We start from the raw sequence: 23,219 nt of genomic DNA, 5'->3' as shown, positions 1-23,219 counted from the left end.
ATATGAGCAAAGGATACGTTTGGGTTGTAGATGACGATAGTTCCATTCGCTGGGTGATGGAAAAAACGCTCTCATCGGCCAATATAAAATGTGAAACCTTCGCCGATGCGGAAAGCGTGTTGCTAGCACTGGAGCGGGAAACCCCTGATGTGCTCATTTCCGATATTCGTATGCCCGGAATCAGTGGCATTGAACTGTTGAATCAAGTCAATGAACGTTCACCGGATTTACCTGTGATCATCATGACGGCGCACTCCGATCTCGATGCTGCGGTCAATGCTTACCAACAAGGTGCGTTTGAATACCTACCAAAACCGTTCGATGTGGATGAAACTCTCACCTTGGTTGAGCGTGCTATTGCCCATAATCAAGAACAACGCCAACAACAAGCGAAAGCGGATAATCAGCTTCAACCTACTCCAGAAATTATTGGTGAAGCACCCGCAATGCAAGAGGTGTTTCGCGCGATTGGTCGTCTCTCTCGCTCTTCTATTTCGGTGTTAATTAATGGCGAATCTGGCACTGGTAAAGAGTTGGTTGCCCACGCTCTGCATCGCCATAGTCCACGTGCTAAAAGCCCGTTCATTGCCCTTAACATGGCGGCAATTCCCAAGGACTTGATTGAATCGGAACTGTTTGGCCATGAAAAAGGCGCGTTTACCGGCGCAAATAGCGTGCGCCAAGGACGCTTTGAACAAGCCAATGGTGGCACACTGTTCTTAGATGAAATTGGTGATATGCCTCTGGATATCCAAACCCGTTTGTTACGCGTATTAGCCGATGGTCAGTTCTACCGTGTTGGTGGAATTTCGCCAATCAAGGTCGATGTTCGTATCGTCGCTGCAACTCACCAAAACCTCGAAAAATTGGTGCAACAAGGCGATTTTCGTGAAGATCTTTTTCACCGCCTCAATGTTATTCGCATTCAAATCCCATCGCTAAGAGAGCGACGCCAAGACATCGAAAAACTCACCCTACACTTTCTGCAACTAGCGTCAGAAGAGCTCAGTGTCGACGTTAAAACCTTACACCCAACGACCGTTGAAACGTTATCCAAACTCGATTGGCCGGGTAACGTGCGTCAACTGGAGAATATCTGTCGTTGGCTTACGGTGATGGCCAGTGGCAGTGAAGTTCTGCCCAACGATCTACCGGCCGAATTAATGGAAGTGAAACCAGCCTTAGCCAACAGCGCGAGTGATAACTGGCAGCAGCAGTTGTCTGATTGGGCGAAAGAAGCACTGGCGAACGGCGATTCAGAATTGCTCAGTTACGCCCTGCCAGAATTTGAACGTATTCTGCTAGAAGCGGCATTGGACCATACCAATGGCCACAAACAAGATGCCGCAAAGGTGTTAGGTTGGGGCCGAAATACTCTGACCCGAAAACTCAAAGAGCTGTATTAGCCATGCTTTGAGCCATCAACAAGCAAAAACAATAACTCTCTAACTGAAAAAGATGTTTTTGTTTTTGCTTGTACCGCCATACATCACTGTTCTCAATTAAACACCTCGCTCATATACAGTAAAGAATATATCATTACAGAATGGTATACCTGAATATTTAATCCCATGCCGGCGACCACCCAAATCTCACTTAAAACCGCTGTTATACTGCCTTTTGTATTGATATTTCTCTTTACTATTGGCGTCATCACTGCAGTACAAAATAACAGCTATGAAGAGATGGTGTCTGATATCAGCCGCTCACAGCTCAATACACTCAGCGATAACGTAAGACTAGAGCTAGATTCATTCTTAAACCGCCCATTCCAAGCCAGTGTTGCGTTACGCCACACCATTGAATCGAATCAACTTTACAGCAGTGATGATCTGTCAGCGATGCAAAACGTCATGTTTGCAAACTTCCAAGCACTCTACTCTGATATTCCGCAACTGGATAATATTGGCTTTGGCGGCGAAGGGGGTGAGTATGTCGGCCTGCGCAAAGAAGATGCCGAGCACTATTCATTGATGCTGCAAGATCACCGTACCGACAACACACTGATCATTTTTAAAGACCATCAACCAAGCAACAACATTCGCTCAGTGATCGCCGATTATGATCCACGAGAGCGCCCTTGGTACACTGCGGTTGCTAACAACCGTCGTACGCACTGGTCATCCATCTATACAAATGCCGATGAACGCCAAGAGATCACCCTCTCCGCGATCAGTCCTGTGTGGTATCAGCAAGCCTTTCAAGGTGTGGTCGTTAGTGACATCAAACTAGAAACGTTTAATGTCTTTCTGCGCAACCAACAACAAAAAACCGCGGCGATCATCTACCTCTTTGATGAACAGCAGCGCCTTGTGGCGCATTCTGAAGAAGGTAGTATTGTCTCTTGGGGAACCGAACTGAGCCAGCAAGGCCAACGTCTTTTGGCACAAGAAAGTAATAACCCGGTTATCAAAGCCACCGCGCATTATGTAAGTCACCGCACTTTACCTACTGAGGCCAACTACCTGACCAACAATGTATTAGGTGAACGCTACTTTAAATACATTACCCCTTACCATGACCAATATGGCTTGAAGTGGTACATCGGCGTCGCGATCTCAGAACATGCCTTGCTCGGAACAATGCCTGAAGCACAACAACATAGCTGGATCATCGCCCTTATCATTAGCACATTAGGGATTATTCTGGGTCTTATCACCTTTAACCGTGTCGTGACCCCGATTACTTCTACCGCCACAGCAGCCAAACAGCTTTCCACTGGCGATTGGGATAGCGAATTGCCTAAGGCTGGTCATGTGTATGAAACCACGATGCTGGTGCAAGCCTTTAATGAAATGACAGATAACCTCAAAATTTCGTTTCATAAAATCCAATCACAACTGCTGTATGACTCACTGACCAAACTCTACAGCCGCGAAGGCTTAGTCGACACTTGCGATAAGATTGGCCCAATGAATGGCTGTTTGTTGCTTATTGGCATTAATAAATTCCGCGAAATTAATGACAGCATGGGGCATATTCGCGGAGATCAGTTGCTGGTGATTATTGCCGAACGCCTAAAATCGGCTTTTGATGACCATGTACTGATTGCTCGCATTGGCGGTGATGAATTTGCTCTTTATCTTACTGAGCCCCAATCACAAGAAGCGATCTCTCAGGCAATCAGTCGTATTCAACAAATTTTTTCAGCGCCCTATACCATCGAAAAAGAGAGTGTCTTAATTCAAGTTTCACTTGGCATCGTAACGGCGGTTAAATCCGATAATATGACACTCTGGTTGCGTAATGGCAGTATCGCTCTGAGTAATGCTAAACAAGACCAAACCATGTTCAGCCACTACAAGCCTGAAATGGCAGATATTTCACGCAAGCGAACGCAGATGCACGCAAAAATGAAAGAGGCTTTGGAACAAGATGAATTTGTTCCTTTCTACCAACCGATTGTTGACCTGAATACTGGAAAAATAATTGGTGCAGAAGCACTTGCTCGTTGGATATCGCCTACTGAAGGGCTCATTTCACCACTCGACTTTATTCCCATAGCAGAAGAAAGCGGCTTTATTAGTGCGATTGGTAAACAGATTTTAACTCAAGCATGTAACGACACCGTAAGAGGCATTAAGGAGAGTAAATGGGATGAGAACTTCCATCTACATGTAAACCTTTCGGTAAATCAACTCTCTCAACATGATTTGATCGCGATGCTCAAACAGATTCTCACTTCATCTGGTCTTGCGGCGAATAACTTAACGCTGGAAATCACCGAGTCGCGCTTGGTCGATAATGATCCCATGACCATTGAAAATATGCAGGCGATTCGCGATCTCGGCATCCATATTGCCATTGATGATTTTGGCACTGGCTATAGCTCTTTAGCTTACTTACACAAACTGCCTTTTGACTGTCTGAAAATCGATAGAGTCTTCGTCAACAAACTGAATCAAGAGCAGTTAGACAACTCGATTGTTGCCGCCATCATCAACATGATGCGTGGCATGAAAGTGGAATTAGTTGCCGAAGGCATAGAAACCATCGAACAAGCGGAGCTACTTAAACAACTGCACTGCCCTCAAGGACAAGGATTCCTCTACAGCAGACCCCTTCCGTATGATGAGTGGCCAACAGATTTAGTTAACATGAAGTAAAACTCATCAAAATCAGATGAGTTTTAGCGCTTTCTGGGCTGACACTGATCAATTTGATTCTTATACTTAGCTCAATTTACACCATTGAGATAAGTATAATGATAACTAAGAATTTGCCGCTCACTGATTTGCATCGCCACTTAGATGGCAACATCCGCACTCAAACCATTCTCGAACTGGGTCAGAAGTTTGGTGTAGCGTTGCCTGCGTATGATATTGCAGGCTTAACACCCCATGTACAAATCGTTGAGGCGGAACCTTCGCTTGTCGCTTTCTTATCTAAATTGGATTGGGGCGTAGCGGTTCTCGGTGATCTAGAAGCCTGTCGACGTGTCGCCTACGAAAACGTAGAAGATGCTCTCAATGCACAAATCGATTATGCCGAGCTACGCTTTTCTCCTTACTACATGGCAATGAAACATAACTTGCCAGTGGCTGGCGTTGTTGAAGCGGTTGTCGATGGCGTACAAGCGGGTGTGCGTGATTTTGGTGTTAAGGCTAACCTGATTGGCATCATGAGCCGTACGTTCGGTACAGACGCTTGCCAACAAGAGCTTGATGCCATTCTTTCGCAGAAAGATCATATCGTTGCTGTCGATCTTGCCGGTGATGAACTTGGCCAACCTGGCGATCGTTTTATTAGCCACTTTACTCAAGTTAAAAATGCCGGTCTTAATGTCACCGTTCATGCTGGTGAAGCCGCTGGCGCAGAAAGTATGTGGCAAGCCATTCGTGAGCTTGGCGCAACGCGTATTGGTCATGGCGTAAAAGCGATTCACGATCCAAAATTAATGGATTACCTAGCGGCTAACCGCATTGGTATTGAATCTTGCTTAACTTCGAACTTCCAAACCAGCACGGTTGAATCACTGGCTCATCACCCAATCAAACAGTTCCTTGAACATGGCGTTTTAGCGTGTCTAAACACCGACGACCCAGCTGTAGAAGGCATCGAGCTGCCGTACGAATATGAAGTGGCTGCACCGCAAGCAGGCCTATCTCAAGCGCAAATTCGTCAAGCACAGATCAACGGTTTAGAGTTGGCATTCTTGTCTGATGCAGAGAAACAAGCACTGCGCGATATGGCAGCCAAACGCGTTTAAGCGATGACATAAATTGAACTTCAAAGCCGGCCTTAGGGTCGGTTTTTTTATATCTGCACAAATTGAGAATTGAGAATTGGGAATTGGGAATTGGGAATTGGGAATTGGGAATTGGGAATTGGGAATTGGGAATTGGGAATTGGGAATTGGGAATTGGGAAATTGTATCTCTTTAGGATATAAAGCGGTCAAGCTATCGCATCGAATCTATCGATGACGATGACGATGGAGGCTCTACATTTGTAGACGTTATAAACGAAAAAACCCCAGTCTTTCGACTGGGGTTATTCGAATGTGGCGGAGAGATAGGGATTTGAACCCTAGGTGGGCTATAAACCCACGCCGGTTTTCAAGACCGGTGCTTTAAACCACTCAGCCATCTCTCCACGTTCTTTCATCATCAGATTAGTACACTGACGATGTTGTTATTTGCGTGCAAATAACGGTATCTCTTGTCTTCACTTGGTTAAAGATGAAAACGAAATTAAAGCCTGGCGATGTCCTACTCTCACATGGGGAGACCCCACACTACCATCGGCGCTATTGCGTTTCACTTCTGAGTTCGGCATGGAATCAGGTGGGTCCGCAACGCTATGGTCGCCAAGCAAATTCTTTCTCTCTATTTCTAGAGAATAATCTGGAAAGCTGTCTTTGAAGTTCTATTACACATTCAATCGTTCTTGCATTGAGTCCTACAAAACCCCTTGGGTGTTGTATGGTTAAGCCTCACGGGCAATTAGTACAGGTTAGCTCAACGCCTCACAGCGCTTACACACCCTGCCTATCAACGTTCTAGTCTCGAACAACCCTTTAGGGCACTTAAAGTGCCAGGGAAAACTCATCTCAAGGCTCGCTTCCCGCTTAGATGCTTTCAGCGGTTATCGATTCCGAACTTAGCTACCGGGCAATGCCATTGGCATGACAACCCGAACACCAGAGGTTCGTCCACTCCGGTCCTCTCGTACTAGGAGCAGCCCCTTTCAATTTTCCAACGCCCACGGCAGATAGGGACCGAACTGTCTCACGACGTTCTAAACCCAGCTCGCGTACCACTTTAAATGGCGAACAGCCATACCCTTGGGACCGACTTCAGCCCCAGGATGTGATGAGCCGACATCGAGGTGCCAAACACCGCCGTCGATATGAACTCTTGGGCGGTATCAGCCTGTTATCCCCGGAGTACCTTTTATCCGTTGAGCGATGGCCCTTCCATACAGAACCACCGGATCACTATGACCTACTTTCGTACCTGCTCGAACCGTCATTCTCGCAGTTAAGCGGGCTTATGCCATTGCACTAACCACACGATGTCCAACCGTGTTTAGCCCACCTTCGTGCTCCTCCGTTACTCTTTGGGAGGAGACCGCCCCAGTCAAACTACCCACCAGGCACTGTCCGTAATCCCGATAAGGGACCAACGTTAGAACATCAAGCATACAAGGGTGGTATTTCAAGATTGCCTCCACACATACTGGCGTACGTGCTTCAAAGGCTCCCACCTATCCTACACATGTAGGGTCAATGTTCAGTGCCAAGCTGTAGTAAAGGTTCACGGGGTCTTTCCGTCTAGCCGCGGGTACACTGCATCTTCACAGCGATTTCAATTTCACTGAGTCTCGGGTGGAGACAGCGTGGCCATCATTACGCCATTCGTGCAGGTCGGAACTTACCCGACAAGGAATTTCGCTACCTTAGGACCGTTATAGTTACGGCCGCCGTTTACCGGGGCTTCGATCAAGAGCTTCGACCGAAGTCTAACCCCATCAATTAACCTTCCGGCACCGGGCAGGCGTCACACCGTATACGTCATCTTACGATTTTGCACAGTGCTGTGTTTTTAATAAACAGTTGCAGCCACCTGGTATCTGCGACTCCCAATAGCTCCATCCGCAAGGGACTTCACCGTCGAGAGCGTACCTTCTCCCGAAGTTACGGTACCATTTTGCCTAGTTCCTTCACCCGAGTTCTCTCAAGCGCCTTGGTATTCTCTACCCGACCACCTGTGTCGGTTTGGGGTACGATTTCTTATAATCTGAAGCTTAGAGGCTTTTCCTGGAAGCATGGCATCAATGACTTCACTACCGTAGTAGCTCGACATCGTATCTCAGCGTTAATAGCGGTCCGGATTTACCTAAACCACCCGCCTACGTACTTGAACCTGGACAACCGTCGCCAGGCCCACCTAGCCTTCTCCGTCCCCCCATCGCAATTATAAGAAGTACGGGAATATTAACCCGTTTCCCATCGACTACGCCTTTCGGCCTCGCCTTAGGGGTCGACTTACCCTGCCCCGATTAACGTTGGACAGGAACCCTTGGTCTTCCGGCGAGGAGGTTTTTCACCCCCTTTATCGTTACTCATGTCAGCATTCGCACTTCTGATACGTCCAGCATGCCTTACAGCACACCTTCAACCGCTTACAGAACGCTCCCCTACCCAATGAAGTAAACTTCATTGCCGCAGCTTCGGTTTATTACTTAGCCCCGTTACATCTTCCGCGCAGGCCGACTCGACTAGTGAGCTATTACGCTTTCTTTAAATGATGGCTGCTTCTAAGCCAACATCCTAGCTGTCTAAGCCTTCCCACATCGTTTCCCACTTAGTAATAATTTGGGACCTTAGCTGGCGGTCTGGGTTGTTTCCCTCTCCACGACGGACGTTAGCACCCGCCGTGTGTCTCCCGGATAGTACTTACTGGTATTCGGAGTTTGCAAAGGGTTGGTAAGTCGGGATGACCCCCTAGCCTTAACAGTGCTCTACCCCCAGTAGTATTCGTCCGAGGCGCTACCTAAATAGCTTTCGGGGAGAACCAGCTATCTCCAGGTTTGATTGGCCTTTCACCCCTAGCCACAAGTCATCCGCTAATTTTTCAACATTAGTCGGTTCGGTCCTCCAATTGATGTTACTCAATCTTCAACCTGCCCATGGCTAGATCACCTGGTTTCGGGTCTAATTCTAGCAACTATACGCCCAGTTAAGACTCGGTTTCCCTACGGCTCCCCTAGATGGTTAACCTTGCTACTAAAATTAAGTCGCTGACCCATTATACAAAAGGTACGCAGTCACGGGACGCAATGCCCGCTCCTACTGCTTGTACGTACACGGTTTCAGGTTCTATTTCACTCCCCTCACAGGGGTTCTTTTCGCCTTTCCCTCACGGTACTGGTTCACTATCGGTCAGTCAGTAGTATTTAGCCTTGGAGGATGGTCCCCCCATATTCAGACAGGATAACACGTGTCCCGCCCTACTCGTTTTCACCTAATATGCGTTGCCGGTTACGGGGCTATCACCCTGTATCGCACAACTTTCCAGAAGTTTCACCTGACGCATAAAACGCTTAAGGGCTAATCCAATTTCGCTCGCCGCTACTTTCGGAATCTCGGTTGATTTCTTTTCCTCGGGGTACTTAGATGTTTCAGTTCCCCCGGTTCGCCTCATTAACCTATGTATTCAGTTAATGATACGTGCTTATGCACGTGGGTTTCCCCATTCAGAAATCCCAGACTCAAATGGTTGTTACTACCTAATCTGGGCTTATCGCAAGTTACTACGTCTTTCATCGCCTCTGACTGCCAAGGCATCCACCGTGTACGCTTAGTCACTTAACCATACAACCCGAAGGAGTTTCGTTAAACAACCAAGTTGTCTCTCTATTTTATGAGTGAGAGACGTTCGATTTTGCCGGACTCAATTTCGAATAATCATCATTAAATGATGATATTGCCAAGAACACTTGAATGTGTTTTTTGGTGTTTATCTTAAAGATAAACATTGAGAACTTTTTTTGATAACAACAATGTTGTTATCAGTCAGCTTTCCAAATTGTTAAAGAGCATATAAATCTGAAGCAAAGCTTCAAAATACATTTTCTAAAGACTTTCGGCGTCGAAAATTCCAACCACATACATTACTGAGTGGTTTGGATATCCTATTCCAAAAATTCTTAGAGAATGGTGGGCGATACCGGGCTCGAACCAGTGACCCCCTGCTTGTAAGGCAGGTGCTCTCCCAACTGAGCTAATCGCCCACTAAAAGTTTTAATTCCTTCGTGGAGAAAGAATGGTGGGTCGTGCAGGATTCGAACCTGCGACCAATTGATTAAAAGTCAACTGCTCTACCAACTGAGCTAACGACCCTTAGTGGTATCCCGTAGGGGAGTCGAACCCCTGTTACCGCCGTGAAAGGGCGGTGTCCTAGGCCTCTAGACGAACGGGACACTAAGTGTTGAAACACCTTGGGGGGTGTCTCTATCTCTTAAACTTTATAAACTTATCAATCTGTGTGGACACTCATCGTGAGTAATCATCGTATAAGGAGGTGATCCAGCGCCAGGTTCCCCTAGCGCTACCTTGTTACGACTTCACCCCAGTCATGAACCACAAAGTGGTGAGCGTCCTCCTCGAAAGGTTAAACTACCCACTTCTTTTGCAGCCCACTCCCATGGTGTGACGGGCGGTGTGTACAAGGCCCGGGAACGTATTCACCGTGGCATTCTGATCCACGATTACTAGCGATTCCGACTTCATGGAGTCGAGTTGCAGACTCCAATCCGGACTACGACGCACTTTTTGGGATTCGCTCACCATCGCTGGTTGGCAGCCCTCTGTATGCGCCATTGTAGCACGTGTGTAGCCCTACTCGTAAGGGCCATGATGACTTGACGTCGTCCCCACCTTCCTCCGGTTTATCACCGGCAGTCTCCCTGGAGTTCCCGACATTACTCGCTGGCAAACAAGGATAAGGGTTGCGCTCGTTGCGGGACTTAACCCAACATTTCACAACACGAGCTGACGACAGCCATGCAGCACCTGTCTCAGAGTTCCCGAAGGCACACCTGCGTCTCCGCTGGCTTCTCTGGATGTCAAGAGTAGGTAAGGTTCTTCGCGTTGCATCGAATTAAACCACATGCTCCACCGCTTGTGCGGGCCCCCGTCAATTCATTTGAGTTTTAATCTTGCGACCGTACTCCCCAGGCGGTCTACTTAACGCGTTAGCTCCGAAAGCCACGGCTCAAGGCCACAACCTCCAAGTAGACATCGTTTACGGCGTGGACTACCAGGGTATCTAATCCTGTTTGCTCCCCACGCTTTCGCATCTGAGTGTCAGTATCTGTCCAGGGGGCCGCCTTCGCCACCGGTATTCCTTCAGATCTCTACGCATTTCACCGCTACACCTGAAATTCTACCCCCCTCTACAGTACTCTAGTCTGCCAGTTTCAAATGCAATTCCGAGGTTGAGCCCCGGGCTTTCACATCTGACTTAACAAACCACCTGCATGCGCTTTACGCCCAGTAATTCCGATTAACGCTCGCACCCTCCGTATTACCGCGGCTGCTGGCACGGAGTTAGCCGGTGCTTCTTCTGTCGCTAACGTCAAATCCATACGCTATTAACGTATGAACCTTCCTCACGACTGAAAGTGCTTTACAACCCGAAGGCCTTCTTCACACACGCGGCATGGCTGCATCAGGCTTGCGCCCATTGTGCAATATTCCCCACTGCTGCCTCCCGTAGGAGTCTGGACCGTGTCTCAGTTCCAGTGTGGCTGATCATCCTCTCAGACCAGCTAGGGATCGTCGCCTTGGTGAGCCATTACCTCACCAACTAGCTAATCCCACCTGGGCTAATCTTGACGCGAGAGGTCCGAAGATCCCCCTCTTTGGCCCGTAGGCATTATGCGGTATTAGCCATCGTTTCCAATGGTTATCCCCCACATCAAGGCATATTCCCAGGCATTACTCACCCGTCCGCCGCTCGTCAGCAAAGAAAGCAAGCTTTCTTTCTGTTACCGCTCGACTTGCATGTGTTAGGCCTGCCGCCAGCGTTCAATCTGAGCCATGATCAAACTCTTCAATTTAAGATTTTGTCGGCTCAATGAATACTGACTTCAAAACTGCTCTTACTCGAAAGTAAGAAGTAATTTTAAAGCTATTATCGTTCCAACAGAACGATAATGAATTGACTGTGCCAAATAACCGAAGTTATTTGTATTGGTCACTCAGTTCATTGAACCCAATTTGTTTCCGAAGAAACAGTCATTGCCTAAGCAATAACTTATTGGATTATCATCAACGAGTGCCCACACAGATTGATAGGTTTATATTGTTAAAGAGCGTTCTTCTTTGTGACTCACATCACTTCGGAAGAGGCGGTCATTTTAGCGAGTTAAAGTTTAGTGTCAACCACTTTTTTCAAACTTTTTTTCAAGCAATCTGCTTGGCTAAGTAACCGTACCGACTCGACTCTCGTTTCTTTCGAACCGTCGCCGTGTCAGTGAGGTCGCATTATAGAGATCGGCGTCACGTTGGCAAGTCCTTTTTAGTGTTTTTTTTGATTTTTTTGTTGTTTGGGTGTTTTCTAATCAAAGATGGCTATTTCTTCAACTCTTCTATGGCTAAAAGTGCCATATTTCTCTTTTAAGGAGTAACAATGACAGCATTACGTAGCTATAAAGGTATTGCTCCGGCTATCGGTGAGCGTGTTTATATAGATAGTAGCTCCGTTTTAGTCGGGGATATCTCGATTGGTGATGATTCCAGTATCTGGCCACTCGTGGCTGCCCGCGGCGATGTGAACCATATTTATATCGGTCAACGTACCAATGTACAAGATGGCAGCGTATTGCATGTTACCCATAAAAATAGTGAGAACCCGAATGGCTACCCTCTTATTATTGGTAACGATGTGACAATTGGTCATAAAGTAATGCTACATGGTTGTACGATTGAAGATCGCGTTCTCGTTGGGATGGGCGCAATTGTTCTTGATGGCGCAGTGATTCAAAAAGAAGTGATGATTGGTGCAGGAAGTTTGGTCCCTCCCGGCAAGATACTCGAGAGTGGTTACTTGTATGTTGGCAGCCCAGTAAAACAAGCGCGCCTTTTGCATGAGAAAGAACGCGCCTTTTTACAGAAGTCAGCGGACAACTATGTACAGAATAAAGAGGACTACCTTCATAACGTGGTAGAAATCAGTTAACCACTTCAATTTTCCCTTGAGGGTTAAATTCTTCCTCTTCTATTAATGCTTCAGCCAGCTCTTCAAGATCAAAACGGTATTGAGCAAAAACCTCTAATGCTTGCTGGCTGTTAGCAATACTCTGACCTGATAGTCGCTCTAACTCAACTTGGCTAATCAGACACTCAATCAATGCACCGGATTGCTGAGCAGGAAATACGATCGCTTGCTGCTCATCATCCCAAGCTTGCGTATCAGGGAAGAGAATGGATTGATTCATTATATACCTTCTAGGTTTTTTCTCAGTTCACGTAGGATTTGCTTTGTACCGGGTCTTAGCCCGCGCCACAACATAAAGCTTTCTGCCGCTTGGCCGACCAACATACCCAAACCATCATAGACACAAGTCGCACCTTGCTCGAGCGCCCACTGATTGAACGTCGTTTTGCCTTGGCCGTACATCATGTCATAGACACTGCTATGAGAAGCAAAGATTTGTGATGATATTTCTGGTAGCTCACCACTCAAGCTGGCTGATGTTGAATTGATGATCACATCAAAGGCTTGATCAATCTCTTCCATTGCGGTTGCGACTACATTGCCATAAGGCTGGAACATTTGCGCTAATTGCTCTGCTTTACTAAAAGTACGATTACTAATAACCAGCTGGCTTGGTTGTTGATCAAGTAATGGCTTAATCACACCGCGCGCCGCACCACCAGCACCAATAATAAGGATACGAGCGTCTTTTAGTGGCACTTGATATTGCAATAAGTCTTGGACTAGCCCTTCACCATCAGTATTGTCACCTAGGATAATGCCGTCATCTAACTTCTTAAGTGTATTAACCGCACCAGCTAGTTGAGCACGTTCCGTCAACCGGTCAGCAAACAAATAAGCCGCTTCCTTAAAAGGTACCGTCACGTTACAACCTCGCCCTCTGTCGGCAAAGAAGGCTTGTGCGCTCTCATTGAATCCATCGACGGGGGCAAGCTCGGCGGTATAGGTTAACGGTTGATTGGTTTGGCGAGCAAACAAGGTATGAATAAACGGTGATTTACTGTGGCCGATTGGGTTGCCGAAAACGGCATAGCGATCAATTTGCTGAGTCATGTCCTTACTACCAGAAATTAAAAAGGGTCTATCAAGACCCTATCACTATCTATATATAGAGGGAAGAACTACCACTGTCGTGGTTTGAGGTAGTGATCGTAGAGTTGTGCTTCTGGCGATCCCGCTTCCGGTTGGTAGCCATATTCCCAACGCGCCAGTGGCGGCATCGACATTAATATCGATTCAGTTCTTCCACCACTTTGTAAACCAAACAAAGTGCCACGATCGCACACTAGATTAAACTCCACATAACGGCCACGACGATAAAGTTGGAACTGACGCTCACGCTCGCCATACCCGGTAGCCTTCCTACGTTCAACAATCGGCAGATAAGCTTGCGTATATCCCGCCCCAATGGTTTTCATGTAGTTAAAGCTGCGCTCGAACCCCCACTGATTCAAATCATCAAAAAACAGTCCGCCCACGCCACGTGTTTCATCGCGGTGCGGGAGATAGAAATATTTATCGCACCATTCCTTATGCTCAGCATAAACACCATCGCCAAATGGGGTGCAAAGATTTTTGGCACAAGCATGCCAATCAACGCAATCTTGCTCAAAAGGATAAAACGGCGTTAAGTCAAAGCCACCACCAAACCACCAAATCGGCTCTTCGCCCTCTTTTTCAGCAATAAAGAAACGGACATTAGCATGCGATGTCGGCACATAAGGGTTATGCGGATGCATCACCAAAGAAACCCCCATCGCTTCAAAGCGACGACCAGCCAACTCCGGACGATGAGCCGTGGCGGACGCTGGCATCTGTTTTCCCATCACATGTGAGAAGTTAACCCCACCTTGTTCAAACACATTTCCGCTTGTCATGACTCGAGTTCGACCACCGCCACTAAGATGTTCACCCGGTTCGCGCTGCCAAGCATCTTCTTTAAAAATACCGGCACCATCCGCTCGTTCGAGCTGAAGGCAAATACTGTCTTGCAACGCCATTAGAAATTGTTTTACGGCTTGCTTATCAATTGAGCTTGGCATGTGACTTCCTTGATTCATTTTGAGCTTATTATTATGGCGCTTAGAGCATGACAGTTGCTATTTAGCCCTGTCGCAACACTTGTAGGGTTTTGGCGTCACGAATTTCACTTGGTTTATCACGACCACCCGTTGTACCACGTAAAATGGCCACCAGCTGATCGCCAAGTTGTTGTTCTACTTCTTCTGTGGTCATGCACGGTGCCAAACCCGATAAATTAGCACTGGTTGACGTGATTGGTTTGCCAAAGGCTAAACACATTTGCTGTACCAATGGGTGATCAGTAACGCGTACGGCGATCGAATCAAATTGTCCCGAAACCCAATCTGACACTTTATCGCTGGTTGGCATAATCCAAGTATATGGCCCAGGCCAAGTGGCTTGAACAGTCTGCAGCTGCTGTTCCGTTAACTGTGACTCATCAATATACGGTACAAGCTGCTGATAATTAGCAGCAATCAGAATCAACCCTTTCTCTACTGGTCTTTGCTTTAGCGTGAGCAGTTTCTGAATAGCTTGCGGATTATCTGGATCACAACCGACGCCAAATACACCTTCTGTTGGGTAGGCAATCACTTCGCCCTGTTGCAAGGCGGTCAATGCCTGCTCAAAGTTGTCCACTTCGCGTTCCTTTCATATTTCTATTAACATTTTTGCTCAGTGTACTAACAATCCATCTTGGTGACTAAAGCAATTTATTTATAAATTGTGTCTATTGTATTTCAACCCTGACGCAAACGTTTGCTTGAGAGGAAAATACTCGTATAATGCGCACAAAACACGTATTCACCTAATGGCAGCTTGAAGGAGTTTGAGATGAAAGTCGGTATTATCATGGGTTCAAAATCGGATTGGCCAACCATGAAGCTCGCAGCAGAAATGCTCGACACATTTGGTGTCAGTTATGAAACCAAAGTCGTTTCAGCGCACCGCACTCCTCAACTGCTTGCGGATTACGCTTCTAGCGCGAAAGAACGCGGTATTAAAGTTATTATTGCCGGCGCTGGCGGCGCTGCTCATCTTCCAGGTATGGCAGCGGCGTTTACCTCTGTCCCTGTCCTTGGTGTGCCAGTGCAATCACGCGCTTTAAAAGGAATGGATTCACTGCTCTCAATTGTACAGATGCCAAAAGGCATTGCCGTTGGCACGCTTGCCATTGGCGAAGCAGGCGCTGCCAACGCCGGTATTCTTGCAGCGCAAATTCTTGGTACGCATGATGAATCCATTATGGCCAAGGTTGAAGCCTTCCGCGCCGAGCAAACGGAAACTGTATTAGCCAATCCAAACCCAGCTGAGGACTAAGTGATGCGCGTATTGGTGTTAGGTGCCGGTCAATTGGCACGAATGATGTCTCTGGCGGGAGCACCATTAAATATTGAGCTCACCGCTTATGATGTTAGCCAAAGCAAAGTGGTTCACCCACTCACTCAAGTAGAGATTAAACAAGATCTGGCCAGTGCGATCGCGCAAGCGGATGTCATTACCGCCGAATTTGAACATATCCCTCACGATATTCTCGACCTATGCCAACGCAGTGGTAAATTCCTTCCGTCCAGCCAAGCGATCAAAGCTGGGGGGGATCGTCGCATTGAGAAGGCGCTGCTCGACAGTGCGGGTGTACGCAATGCCAACTATGCCGTGATCAACACATACGAAGATTTCCTTGCCGCCATTGAGCATGTCGGTTTGCCGATGGTACTGAAAAGCGCCCTCGGGGGTTACGATGGCAAGGGTCAATGGCGCTTAAAAGACGCCAACAACATCGATGCTGTTTGGCAAGAGATGGCACAGTGCATCGCGAGCAGTGATAACCAAGCCATCGTCGCGGAAGAATTTGTGCCTTTTAGCCGTGAAGTATCTTTGGTTGGTGCTCGTGGTAAAGACGGATCTATCGCCGTTTATCCATTGGCGGAAAACGTCCATACCGATGGTGTACTGAGCCTTTCAACGGCAATCGCCGATCCCGCACTACAAGAACAAGCACAGCAGATGTTCACCGCCGTGGCGCAAAGCTTAGATTATGTTGGGGTGTTAGCCTTGGAGTTCTTTGACGTGGATGGCAACTTGCTGGTCAATGAAATTGCACCTCGAGTGCATAACTCAGGTCACTGGACTCAACAAGGCGCTGAAACCTGTCAGTTTGAAAACCACCTACGGGCAGTGTGTGGCTTACCACTTGGCAGCACTAAACTGGTGCGTGAAACCACTATGATCAACATATTGGGCGAAGACACTCTACCGCCAACCCTACTGGCAATGGATGGCTGCCATATTCATTGGTATGGCAAAGAGAAACGAGCGGGTCGTAAAATGGGCCACATCAATGTATGTGGTGATTATAGCGGTGAACTGCAACGTCGTTTATGCGCCTTAGCCGAACAGCTCGATCAACAAGCCTTCCCAGCAATTCATAACTTTGCCGCTGGCTTTAATAAGTTCTCACTTTGAGTTCGGATTAGAAAATAAAGTCATAAAAAAACGGCGCCTTAATCAGCGCCGTTTTTATTGTGACTGCGTATGCTGACATTTTCGTTCCGCACACTGATATTTGATGCCACTCGCCAACTTCTTTTCGATCAGCAATGGAAAACCACACAACTCACAGCGCCCTTTTATTGGTGGCTGATTAACGGCAAACTTACACTTAGGATAGTTATCACACGCGTAAAAGAGTTTACCGAAACGGGTTTTGCGTTCAACCAAGTGACCTTTGCTGCATTCCGGACAGGCAATCATGTCAGTAGAGGCTTGCTCTTCCTGTTCTAAAGATTCGATGTGGTGACATTGCGGGTAAGCGCTGCAACCAATAAACATCCCATAACGACCTTGGCGTAACACCAACTCATTACCGCACTGCGGACATGGGACGCCCAACTCTTTGATGATATGACCATCGTTTTGGTGCAGAGACTTGATAAAATCGCATTCTGGGTAGAGATTACATCCCAAGAATGGGCCATGTTTACCATGGCGAAGTTGTAACACGCCCTCACGTTGCTCATCTTGACACTTAGGACAAGCTTGATGCTCAAGAGCGTGTTCATGGGCAGAAAATAATTGCTGATCTATTTTACTACTCATAATTCCACTTACTGCCTTTCACTGACTGTGAAAACCAACTCAAACGCCATTAGGCTTCTTTTATGACAAGATAGATGAGTAAATCAATCTCGATCAAGCCGACTAATGGATTGGGTTGGGATTAATGAAGGATGCCTTGCTCTTTACTGTACAAAAGCTCTTCCATTAGCGTGTAGGCATTTTCGTTGCCTGGTACATTAAACAACACCATGAGTACGATCCATTTTAGATCGTCGAGCTCAAAATCATCGGTTTCCAAACCCATGATACGGTCAATGACCATCTCTCGTGTTTCCGTGGTCAACACGTTAACTTGCTCAAGAAACATCAGAAAACCACGACACTCGACATCTAGGCGATCCATTTCTTGCGCAGTGTAAATGCGCGTCGACACCGCACCGCTCACCGAAATCGCTGCATGCTCTTCGCTTTGCTGTAGTGCTGCCAAATCTTCTAGCCAGATAAGGGCTTTATAAATGTCACTTTGTTCAAAACCAGCGCGAAGCAATTCATCTTCGAGCTCATCTTGATTAACTTGTAACTCAGCATCACTATGGATATAAGTTTCAAATAGATACATCAAGATATCCATCATCATAGCTTGCCCCTCCCCTTACGAATATAGCCACCGGAAACCGCAACAACATGCCCTGAAAGCTCAAGCTCTAAGAGCTGCATCATGACCTCTTGCACAGGGATATTGGTCCTTTGTGCCAGAATATCAACAGGTGTTACTTCGGCTCCTACGTTAGCTAACAGCTTGGCAAATGGCAATTGTTCTTTCTGCTCTTTTTCCAAGCTATGCTCAATTTGCATTAAAGGCTTATTAATATTAGACCAGCGCAACAGTGTATCTATTTCATTTAACACATCTTGTTCACTTTGTACTAAGCACGCCCCTTGCTGGATCAGGCTGTTACAACCTCTCGCTTGTGGCACTTGAATAGAGCCAGGAATAGCAAAAACTTCTCGACCTTGCTCTGCAGCATAGCGCGCGGTGATCAGAGAACCGCTTTTTTCCGCCGCTTCCACAACCAAGACACCCAGCGACAAGCCACTAATAATGCGATTACGGCGCGGAAAGTTGCTCGCTTTCGGCAACGTTCGAGGGTGAAACTCCGATACCAAAGCGCCATTTTGCACCACTCGTGCTGCGAGTTTTCGATGGCGAGCGGGATAAACATGCTCAAGACCACAACCCAGTACTGCGATGGTTTTGCCTTTCGCCGTTAGAGCCCCATCATGTGCATAACCATCAATACCTAGCGCCAAGCCACTGGTGACCACCAAACCATGCTGAACCAATGCGGCAGCGAAGTGTTTGGCGTTGTTTAAACCATCAATCGAGGCATGACGACTGCCGACCAAGGCAATTTGTGGCTGATGTAATGCTTTCAAATCACCTTTAACAAACAATACTGCCGGCGGTGCAGAAATCTGTTTCAATAGCGGCGGATAAGACTCCGACTGCAACGTGATAATATGGTGCTCTGTCGATGCATGCAGCCACTCTAAACATTGCATTAAATAAAGCTGATTCGGCTGTTGAATTGACCTCACTTGCGCTTCAGTTAAGCCGAGCGCCAAAAGTTGCGGCGGATCATAAGTGACTAACTGCGTTGCAGATGCCTTGCTAAGTAGCTTACTCATCCCTTTGGGCCCAAGCCTTGGGGTGAAGTAAAGCGTCAGCCACGCGATAAGGTCGAGATCAGACTCATTACTCTCTACAATCATGATTTATCGCATCTCTCCGCCGCTGGCGATCGCTATTGGCGCGGTTAAAGAGTGAGTCGAATCGGCGGAGGATGACGATTGCACTACCGTATCAAACCCGATCGGTTGGCGGCTTTCTGTAACCAGCGCCAAACTAAAATACTGCTCCGCATCAATGACCCTTAGACGACCAATGGACAAACTTGGCAGTTTTTCTATCACACGCTTTTCGTCAGTCGCGAGGTGATCACTCAATACTGGTGCTTGGTACAAATCAAACCAACTCCCTTGTACAACCCCTTCTTGCTGACCACGATTGAGCACCACTATTTGGTTTTTAACGACGTAATCACGACCATCAATCGCACCTAATATCGTGGTGAGCCGGTTCTCCATTATGGGTGAGGGTGAATAAGCAAAAGAATGAGCGTCACGGGTTTGGCTATCGAGCGGTAGCACCACATCATCTCGTAATATCTCTTGCTGTTGCTGGCGTACTTGCAAGGTTGATAAATGTTTCTCACGGAATTGTAATTCAGCAATCGCCACGTGCTTTAAAACCACCACGGTTTGCTCATCGCGAACATAAGTATCAAGCGGGCGGTAAATCCCCCATAACCTTTGTGAATATGAGCCTTGGATAATGAGCGCTTCGTTATCTGATAATAAGCGCCGCCCACTGCGTGCGCCGAGTACACGACTAGCACGATCCAACTCTAGCTTGGTCAATAACAGAGCTGGGAGAAAGGAAAAATCATGCCGATACGACGATGTAATTGAATGAGACTGATCTTGTGGTTGAGCTTGAGAAATTCGAATCTTTGGACTCAGTTTAACCAACGGCTTCGCCTGTATTCCGGTTTCCGTCTGATCGGCACTCGATGTCAAATTCGCACTGGCTTGGGTAAGGGTAAGCAGAGACAAAATCAGCAAAACAATCGCAGGTAGTATTCGATACATACCTCAATCCTTGTGTTTTTGGTGCCAAACCACACAACAAAAATGGTTACTTTATCGGCACATTTGAAATTCAAAAAGCGTAATGATGCTGTCATTTGCCCTATAAAATGTCTAGAATTGAGCCAACGAGGTTTATCTCGATTCGGCACAAATCAATCTATCGAGTGTATATGTCTGTATTACAAGTATTAACATTCCCGGATGATCGCCTTCGCACAGTGGCAAAACCTGTCGAAGCCGTCACCCCTGAAATCCAAAAAATCGTCGATGACATGATCGAAACCATGTACGACGAAGAAGGCATTGGCCTAGCAGCAACACAAGTTGATATCCACCAACGTATCGTCGTGATCGACATTTCTGAAACCCGTGATGAACCAATGGTTCTGATCAACCCAGAAATCATCGAAAAACGTGGGGAGGATGGTATTGAAGAAGGCTGTCTATCTGTCCCTGGTGCTCGCGCCCTTGTGCCACGCGCGGCAGAAGTGACGGTTAAAGCACTGAATCGTGACGGTGAAGCGTTTTCGTTTGAAGCAGATGACCTATTAGCGATCTGCGTACAACACGAACTTGATCACTTACAAGGCAAACTGTTTGTTGACTACTTATCGCCGCTAAAGCGTAAGCGCATTCAAGACAAACTGGCTAAGATCAAACGTTTTAACGAAAAACAATAAATTCAAAAGGAAGGTACCTTGAGCAAACCTTTACGTATTGTATTTGCTGGTACTCCGGATTTCGCCGCCCTTCATTTGGCGGCGTTGTTGTCTTCGGAGCACGAAGTTATTGCAGCATACACCAACCCTGACCGCCCAGCGGGTCGTGGTAAAAAACTGACCGCCAGCGCGGTGAAGAATGTTGCACTTGAACACAACATTCCTGTTTATCAGCCAGAAAACTTCAAATCAGATGAAGCAAAGCAACAGCTAGCCGATCTGAATGCAGACATCATGGTTGTGGTCGCTTACGGCTTATTGCTGCCGCAAGTGGTACTTGATACACCAAAACTCGGTTGTATTAACGTGCACGGTTCAATCTTGCCACGTTGGCGTGGTGCCGCGCCGATTCAACGTTCAATTTGGGCAGGCGATGCCGAAACTGGCGTAACGATCATGCAGATGGATATCGGTCTTGATACCGGTGACATGCTAAAAGTGGCAACACTACCGATTGAAGCAAGTGACACCAGCTCTTCGATGTACGCGAAGCTAGCAGAACTTGGCCCTGTTGCTCTGGTTGAATGCTTGAATGATATCGCGGCTGGAACGGCCGTTGCCGTTAAGCAAGACGATGAATTGGCGAATTACGCCAAAAAACTCAGCAAAGAAGAAGCGCGCATTGATTGGAATGACGATGCTGCGCACATCGAACGTTGTGTGCGAGCTTTCAATCCATGGCCAATGAGCCACTTTGAAGTGGCTGAAAACAGCATCAAAGTATGGCAAAGCCGTGTTGCAGATCAAAGTTGTGATCAGCCTGCTGGGACTATTATCCAAGCAGATAAAACGGGCATCTATGTTGCCACTGGCAACGGCGTGCTGGTATTGGAGCAGCTGCAAGTTCCAGGCAAGAAAGCCATGTCAGTTCAAGATATCTTGAACTCACGTGCCGCTTGGTTTGAAGTGGGTAGCCAACTGAATTAATCAGTGGCGCACGAATAACATTGTGCACTAATAATATCGTGCACTCGCTTCACCATGACAAACACGTAACCACAGTCGTATGACTGTCAGTACATTTTAGGGGACAGAGATGTCCCCATCTAATTTAAGGTATTCACCATGAATGTTCGCGCTGCTGCTGCCAACGTCCTATTTCAAGTGGTAGACAAAGGTCACTCACTATCACACGCACTTCCTGCGGCTCAAAAAACCATTCGCCCACGCGACCACGCACTGCTTCAAGAGATCTGTTACGGCGCATTACGCTACCTACCGCGTCTTGAATCCATTGCCAACGAGCTAATGGAGAACCCATTAAAAGGTAAAAAGCGTGTATTCCACCACTTGATCTTGGTGGGCATTTATCAGCTGAGCTTCATGCGCATTCCTTCACACGCAGCCGTTGCTGAAACGGTAGAAGGTACAGAGACACTCCGTGGCCCAAGCCTACGCGGTCTAATTAACGCGGTATTACGTAACTACCTACGTAATCAAGAAGAGCTTGATGCGATTGCCGTTAGCCACAATGCGGGTAAATACGGTCACCCAAGCTGGTTACTAAAACTGCTGCAAGAGCACTACCCACAACAGTGGGAAAATATCGTTGAAGCAAACAACAGCAAAGCGCCGATGTGGCTGCGCGTTAACCGCCAACACCACACGCGTGATGAATACTTAGCTCTGATGCAAGAAGCTGAGATCGGTTGTAGCGTACACGCTTATGCGGCAGACGCGATCAAACTAGATTCCCCTTGCGATGTCACTCTGCTTCCGGGCTTTGACAAAGGCTGGGTATCGGTACAAGACGCGGCAGCGCAGCTTTCCGTTGATTACCTAACACCAAAAGATGGCGAGCTGATCCTAGATTGTTGTGCCGCGCCTGGTGGTAAAACTGCACATATTCTTGAGCACACTGTTGATACGGAAGTGGTAGCAATTGATAGCGATGCGACTCGTCTAAACCGCGTCTATGACAACCTTGAGCGTCTACAGCTGCGTGCCGATGTTATTTGTGGTGATGCACGCTACCCTCAAGAGTGGTGGCAAGGTGAGCAATTCGATCGCATCCTACTGGATGCGCCATGTTCAGCAACTGGCGTAATTCGTCGTCACCCTGACATCAAGTGGCTACGTCGCGCCAACGATATTGAAGCGCTGGCAGCACTACAAAGTGAAATCTTAGACGCAATGTGGCAACAGCTTAAAGTTGGCGGCACACTGGTCTACGCAACCTGTTCTATCACACCGCAAGAGAACAAAGATCAGGTTAAAGCCTTCCTTGCTCGTACTGCCAATGCAGAGCTGCAAGGTTCTGATATCGAGAACCCTGGCCGTCAAATTCTGCCAGGTGAAGAAGATATGGATGGCTTCTACTACGCGGTGATGACTAAGCGCGCATAACGCAACATCACGCAGAGTAATCAAAGTGAAGCTTGCGCTTTGCCGGCTTCACTATTATTTTCAATGCATTGAAAAAAGCTCTATACCGAATATGCTCGGCAAATAACGTTTGAAAGCCACATATTATGACGGTA

At 47.3% G+C, this 23,219-nt stretch carries 17 protein-coding genes, 4 tRNA genes and 3 rRNA genes; 9 read left to right on the top strand and 15 right to left on the bottom strand.

Annotation, left to right across the window (positions count from 1 at the left end; translation table 11 throughout):
- The first annotated feature begins 2 nt into the window (after positions 1-2).
- The 3 genes from glnG (at position 3) to add (ending at position 5,209) form a co-directional block, all read left to right on the top strand.
- Positions 3-1,406, top strand: coding sequence for a nitrogen regulation protein NR(I) (glnG, locus tag RJD38_RS06760; RefSeq protein WP_005596877.1), 1,404 nt, complete (start codon positions 3-5; stop codon positions 1,404-1,406).
- A gap of 165 nt (positions 1,407-1,571) precedes the next feature.
- Positions 1,572-4,106, top strand: coding sequence for an EAL domain-containing protein (locus tag RJD38_RS06755; protein ID WP_065545879.1), 2,535 nt, complete (start codon positions 1,572-1,574; stop codon positions 4,104-4,106).
- Positions 4,107-4,204: 98 nt separating this feature from the next.
- The gene (gene add / locus RJD38_RS06750; protein WP_065545880.1) at positions 4,205-5,209 is read left to right on the top strand and encodes an adenosine deaminase; all 1,005 of its coding nucleotides are present in this window, start codon (positions 4,205-4,207) and stop codon (positions 5,207-5,209) included.
- 294 nt (positions 5,210-5,503) lie between these two features.
- Here add and RJD38_RS06745 read toward each other — a convergent pair.
- From RJD38_RS06745 to RJD38_RS06715, 7 genes are all read right to left on the bottom strand, one after another.
- A tRNA-Ser gene (locus RJD38_RS06745) sits at positions 5,504-5,594 on the bottom strand.
- Between the two features lie 103 nt (positions 5,595-5,697).
- Positions 5,698-5,813, bottom strand: a 5S ribosomal RNA gene (gene rrf, locus RJD38_RS06740).
- Between the two features lie 110 nt (positions 5,814-5,923).
- Positions 5,924-8,817: ribosomal RNA gene (locus RJD38_RS06735) — 23S ribosomal RNA — on the bottom strand.
- A 343-nt stretch (positions 8,818-9,160) separates the two neighbouring features.
- Positions 9,161-9,236, bottom strand: a tRNA-Val gene (locus tag RJD38_RS06730).
- A gap of 33 nt (positions 9,237-9,269) precedes the next feature.
- Positions 9,270-9,345: transfer RNA gene (locus tag RJD38_RS06725), tRNA-Lys, on the bottom strand.
- Between the two features lie 4 nt (positions 9,346-9,349).
- Positions 9,350-9,425: transfer RNA gene (locus RJD38_RS06720), tRNA-Glu, on the bottom strand.
- A 94-nt stretch (positions 9,426-9,519) separates the two neighbouring features.
- A 16S ribosomal RNA gene (locus tag RJD38_RS06715) occupies positions 9,520-11,066 on the bottom strand.
- The 16S, 23S and 5S rRNA genes sit together here with 4 tRNA genes alongside, the layout of an rRNA operon.
- Before the next feature lie 572 nt (positions 11,067-11,638).
- On the opposite strand from RJD38_RS06715, the gene RJD38_RS06710 reads away from it, so the two are divergent.
- On the top strand, positions 11,639-12,187 hold the full coding sequence (locus RJD38_RS06710; protein ID WP_065545881.1) for a gamma carbonic anhydrase family protein: 549 nt from the start codon (positions 11,639-11,641) through the stop codon (positions 12,185-12,187).
- Here the strand turns inward: RJD38_RS06710 and RJD38_RS06705 are convergent.
- The 4 genes from RJD38_RS06705 to RJD38_RS06690 form a co-directional block, all read right to left on the bottom strand.
- Entirely contained in the window at positions 12,180-12,446 is a 267-nt protein-coding gene (locus RJD38_RS06705) for a DUF1488 domain-containing protein (protein ID WP_005597384.1), read from the bottom strand. The two genes, RJD38_RS06710 and RJD38_RS06705, sit on opposite strands and share 8 nt — an antisense overlap.
- Entirely contained in the window at positions 12,446-13,279 is an 834-nt protein-coding gene (gene aroE, locus RJD38_RS06700; protein ID WP_065429623.1) for a shikimate dehydrogenase, read from the bottom strand. The genes RJD38_RS06705 and aroE overlap by 1 nt, the downstream gene beginning before the upstream one ends.
- 68 nt (positions 13,280-13,347) lie before the next feature.
- The gene (gene hemF / locus RJD38_RS06695; RefSeq protein ID WP_065545882.1) at positions 13,348-14,268 is read right to left on the bottom strand and encodes an oxygen-dependent coproporphyrinogen oxidase; all 921 of its coding nucleotides are present in this window, start codon (positions 14,266-14,268) and stop codon (positions 13,348-13,350) included.
- Between the two features lie 61 nt (positions 14,269-14,329).
- Positions 14,330-14,887, bottom strand: coding sequence for an L-threonylcarbamoyladenylate synthase (locus tag RJD38_RS06690; protein WP_009386325.1), 558 nt, complete (start codon positions 14,885-14,887; stop codon positions 14,330-14,332).
- A 195-nt stretch (positions 14,888-15,082) separates the two neighbouring features.
- Between RJD38_RS06690 and purE the strand changes: the two genes are divergently transcribed.
- Together purE and RJD38_RS06680 are read left to right on the top strand one after the other, a co-directional pair.
- Positions 15,083-15,568: a 5-(carboxyamino)imidazole ribonucleotide mutase gene (gene purE / locus RJD38_RS06685; protein ID WP_005597378.1), complete on the top strand. Its 486-nt coding sequence runs from the start codon at positions 15,083-15,085 to the stop codon at positions 15,566-15,568.
- Between the two features lie 3 nt (positions 15,569-15,571).
- Positions 15,572-16,714: a 5-(carboxyamino)imidazole ribonucleotide synthase gene (locus RJD38_RS06680; protein WP_065545883.1), complete on the top strand. Its 1,143-nt coding sequence runs from the start codon at positions 15,572-15,574 to the stop codon at positions 16,712-16,714.
- 54 nt (positions 16,715-16,768) lie between these two features.
- Here the strand turns inward: RJD38_RS06680 and RJD38_RS06675 are convergent, their stop codons facing one another.
- The 4 genes from RJD38_RS06675 to RJD38_RS06660 form a co-directional block, all read right to left on the bottom strand.
- A complete protein-coding gene (locus tag RJD38_RS06675) occupies positions 16,769-17,347 on the bottom strand; it encodes a type I DNA topoisomerase (RefSeq protein ID WP_065545884.1) in 579 nt (192 codons plus the stop codon).
- Between the two features lie 121 nt (positions 17,348-17,468).
- Positions 17,469-17,945, bottom strand: coding sequence for a DUF494 family protein (locus RJD38_RS06670; RefSeq protein WP_005597359.1), 477 nt, complete (start codon positions 17,943-17,945; stop codon positions 17,469-17,471).
- Positions 17,942-19,081, bottom strand: coding sequence for a DNA-processing protein DprA (dprA, locus tag RJD38_RS06665; protein WP_065545885.1), 1,140 nt, complete (start codon positions 19,079-19,081; stop codon positions 17,942-17,944). Before dprA ends, RJD38_RS06670 begins: the two co-directional genes overlap by 4 nt.
- Before the next feature lie 3 nt (positions 19,082-19,084).
- Complete coding sequence (locus tag RJD38_RS06660; RefSeq protein ID WP_065545886.1) at positions 19,085-20,020, bottom strand: peptidoglycan-binding protein LysM; 936 nt, start codon at positions 20,018-20,020, stop codon at positions 19,085-19,087.
- Positions 20,021-20,190: 170 nt separating this feature from the next.
- On the opposite strand from RJD38_RS06660, the gene def reads away from it, so the two are divergent.
- From def to rsmB, 3 genes are all read left to right on the top strand, one after another.
- Positions 20,191-20,700, top strand: a complete 510-nt coding sequence (gene def, locus RJD38_RS06655) for a peptide deformylase (RefSeq protein ID WP_005597353.1) — start codon at positions 20,191-20,193, stop codon at positions 20,698-20,700.
- A gap of 18 nt (positions 20,701-20,718) precedes the next feature.
- Complete coding sequence (gene fmt / locus RJD38_RS06650) at positions 20,719-21,666, top strand: methionyl-tRNA formyltransferase (RefSeq protein ID WP_005597351.1); 948 nt, start codon at positions 20,719-20,721, stop codon at positions 21,664-21,666.
- Between the two features lie 138 nt (positions 21,667-21,804).
- Positions 21,805-23,085 (top strand): 16S rRNA (cytosine(967)-C(5))-methyltransferase RsmB, encoded by a 1,281-nt coding sequence (gene rsmB, locus RJD38_RS06645; RefSeq protein ID WP_009386321.1) that lies wholly within the window; start codon positions 21,805-21,807, stop codon positions 23,083-23,085.
- The last annotated feature ends 134 nt before the right edge of the window (positions 23,086-23,219 follow it).

Source organism: Vibrio scophthalmi (assembly GCF_040869025.1).
Lineage (GTDB): Bacteria > Pseudomonadota > Gammaproteobacteria > Enterobacterales > Vibrionaceae > Vibrio > Vibrio scophthalmi.
The sequence above is the reverse complement of the archived record's forward strand: the minus strand, read 5'-3'. Positions and strand labels throughout refer to the sequence as shown.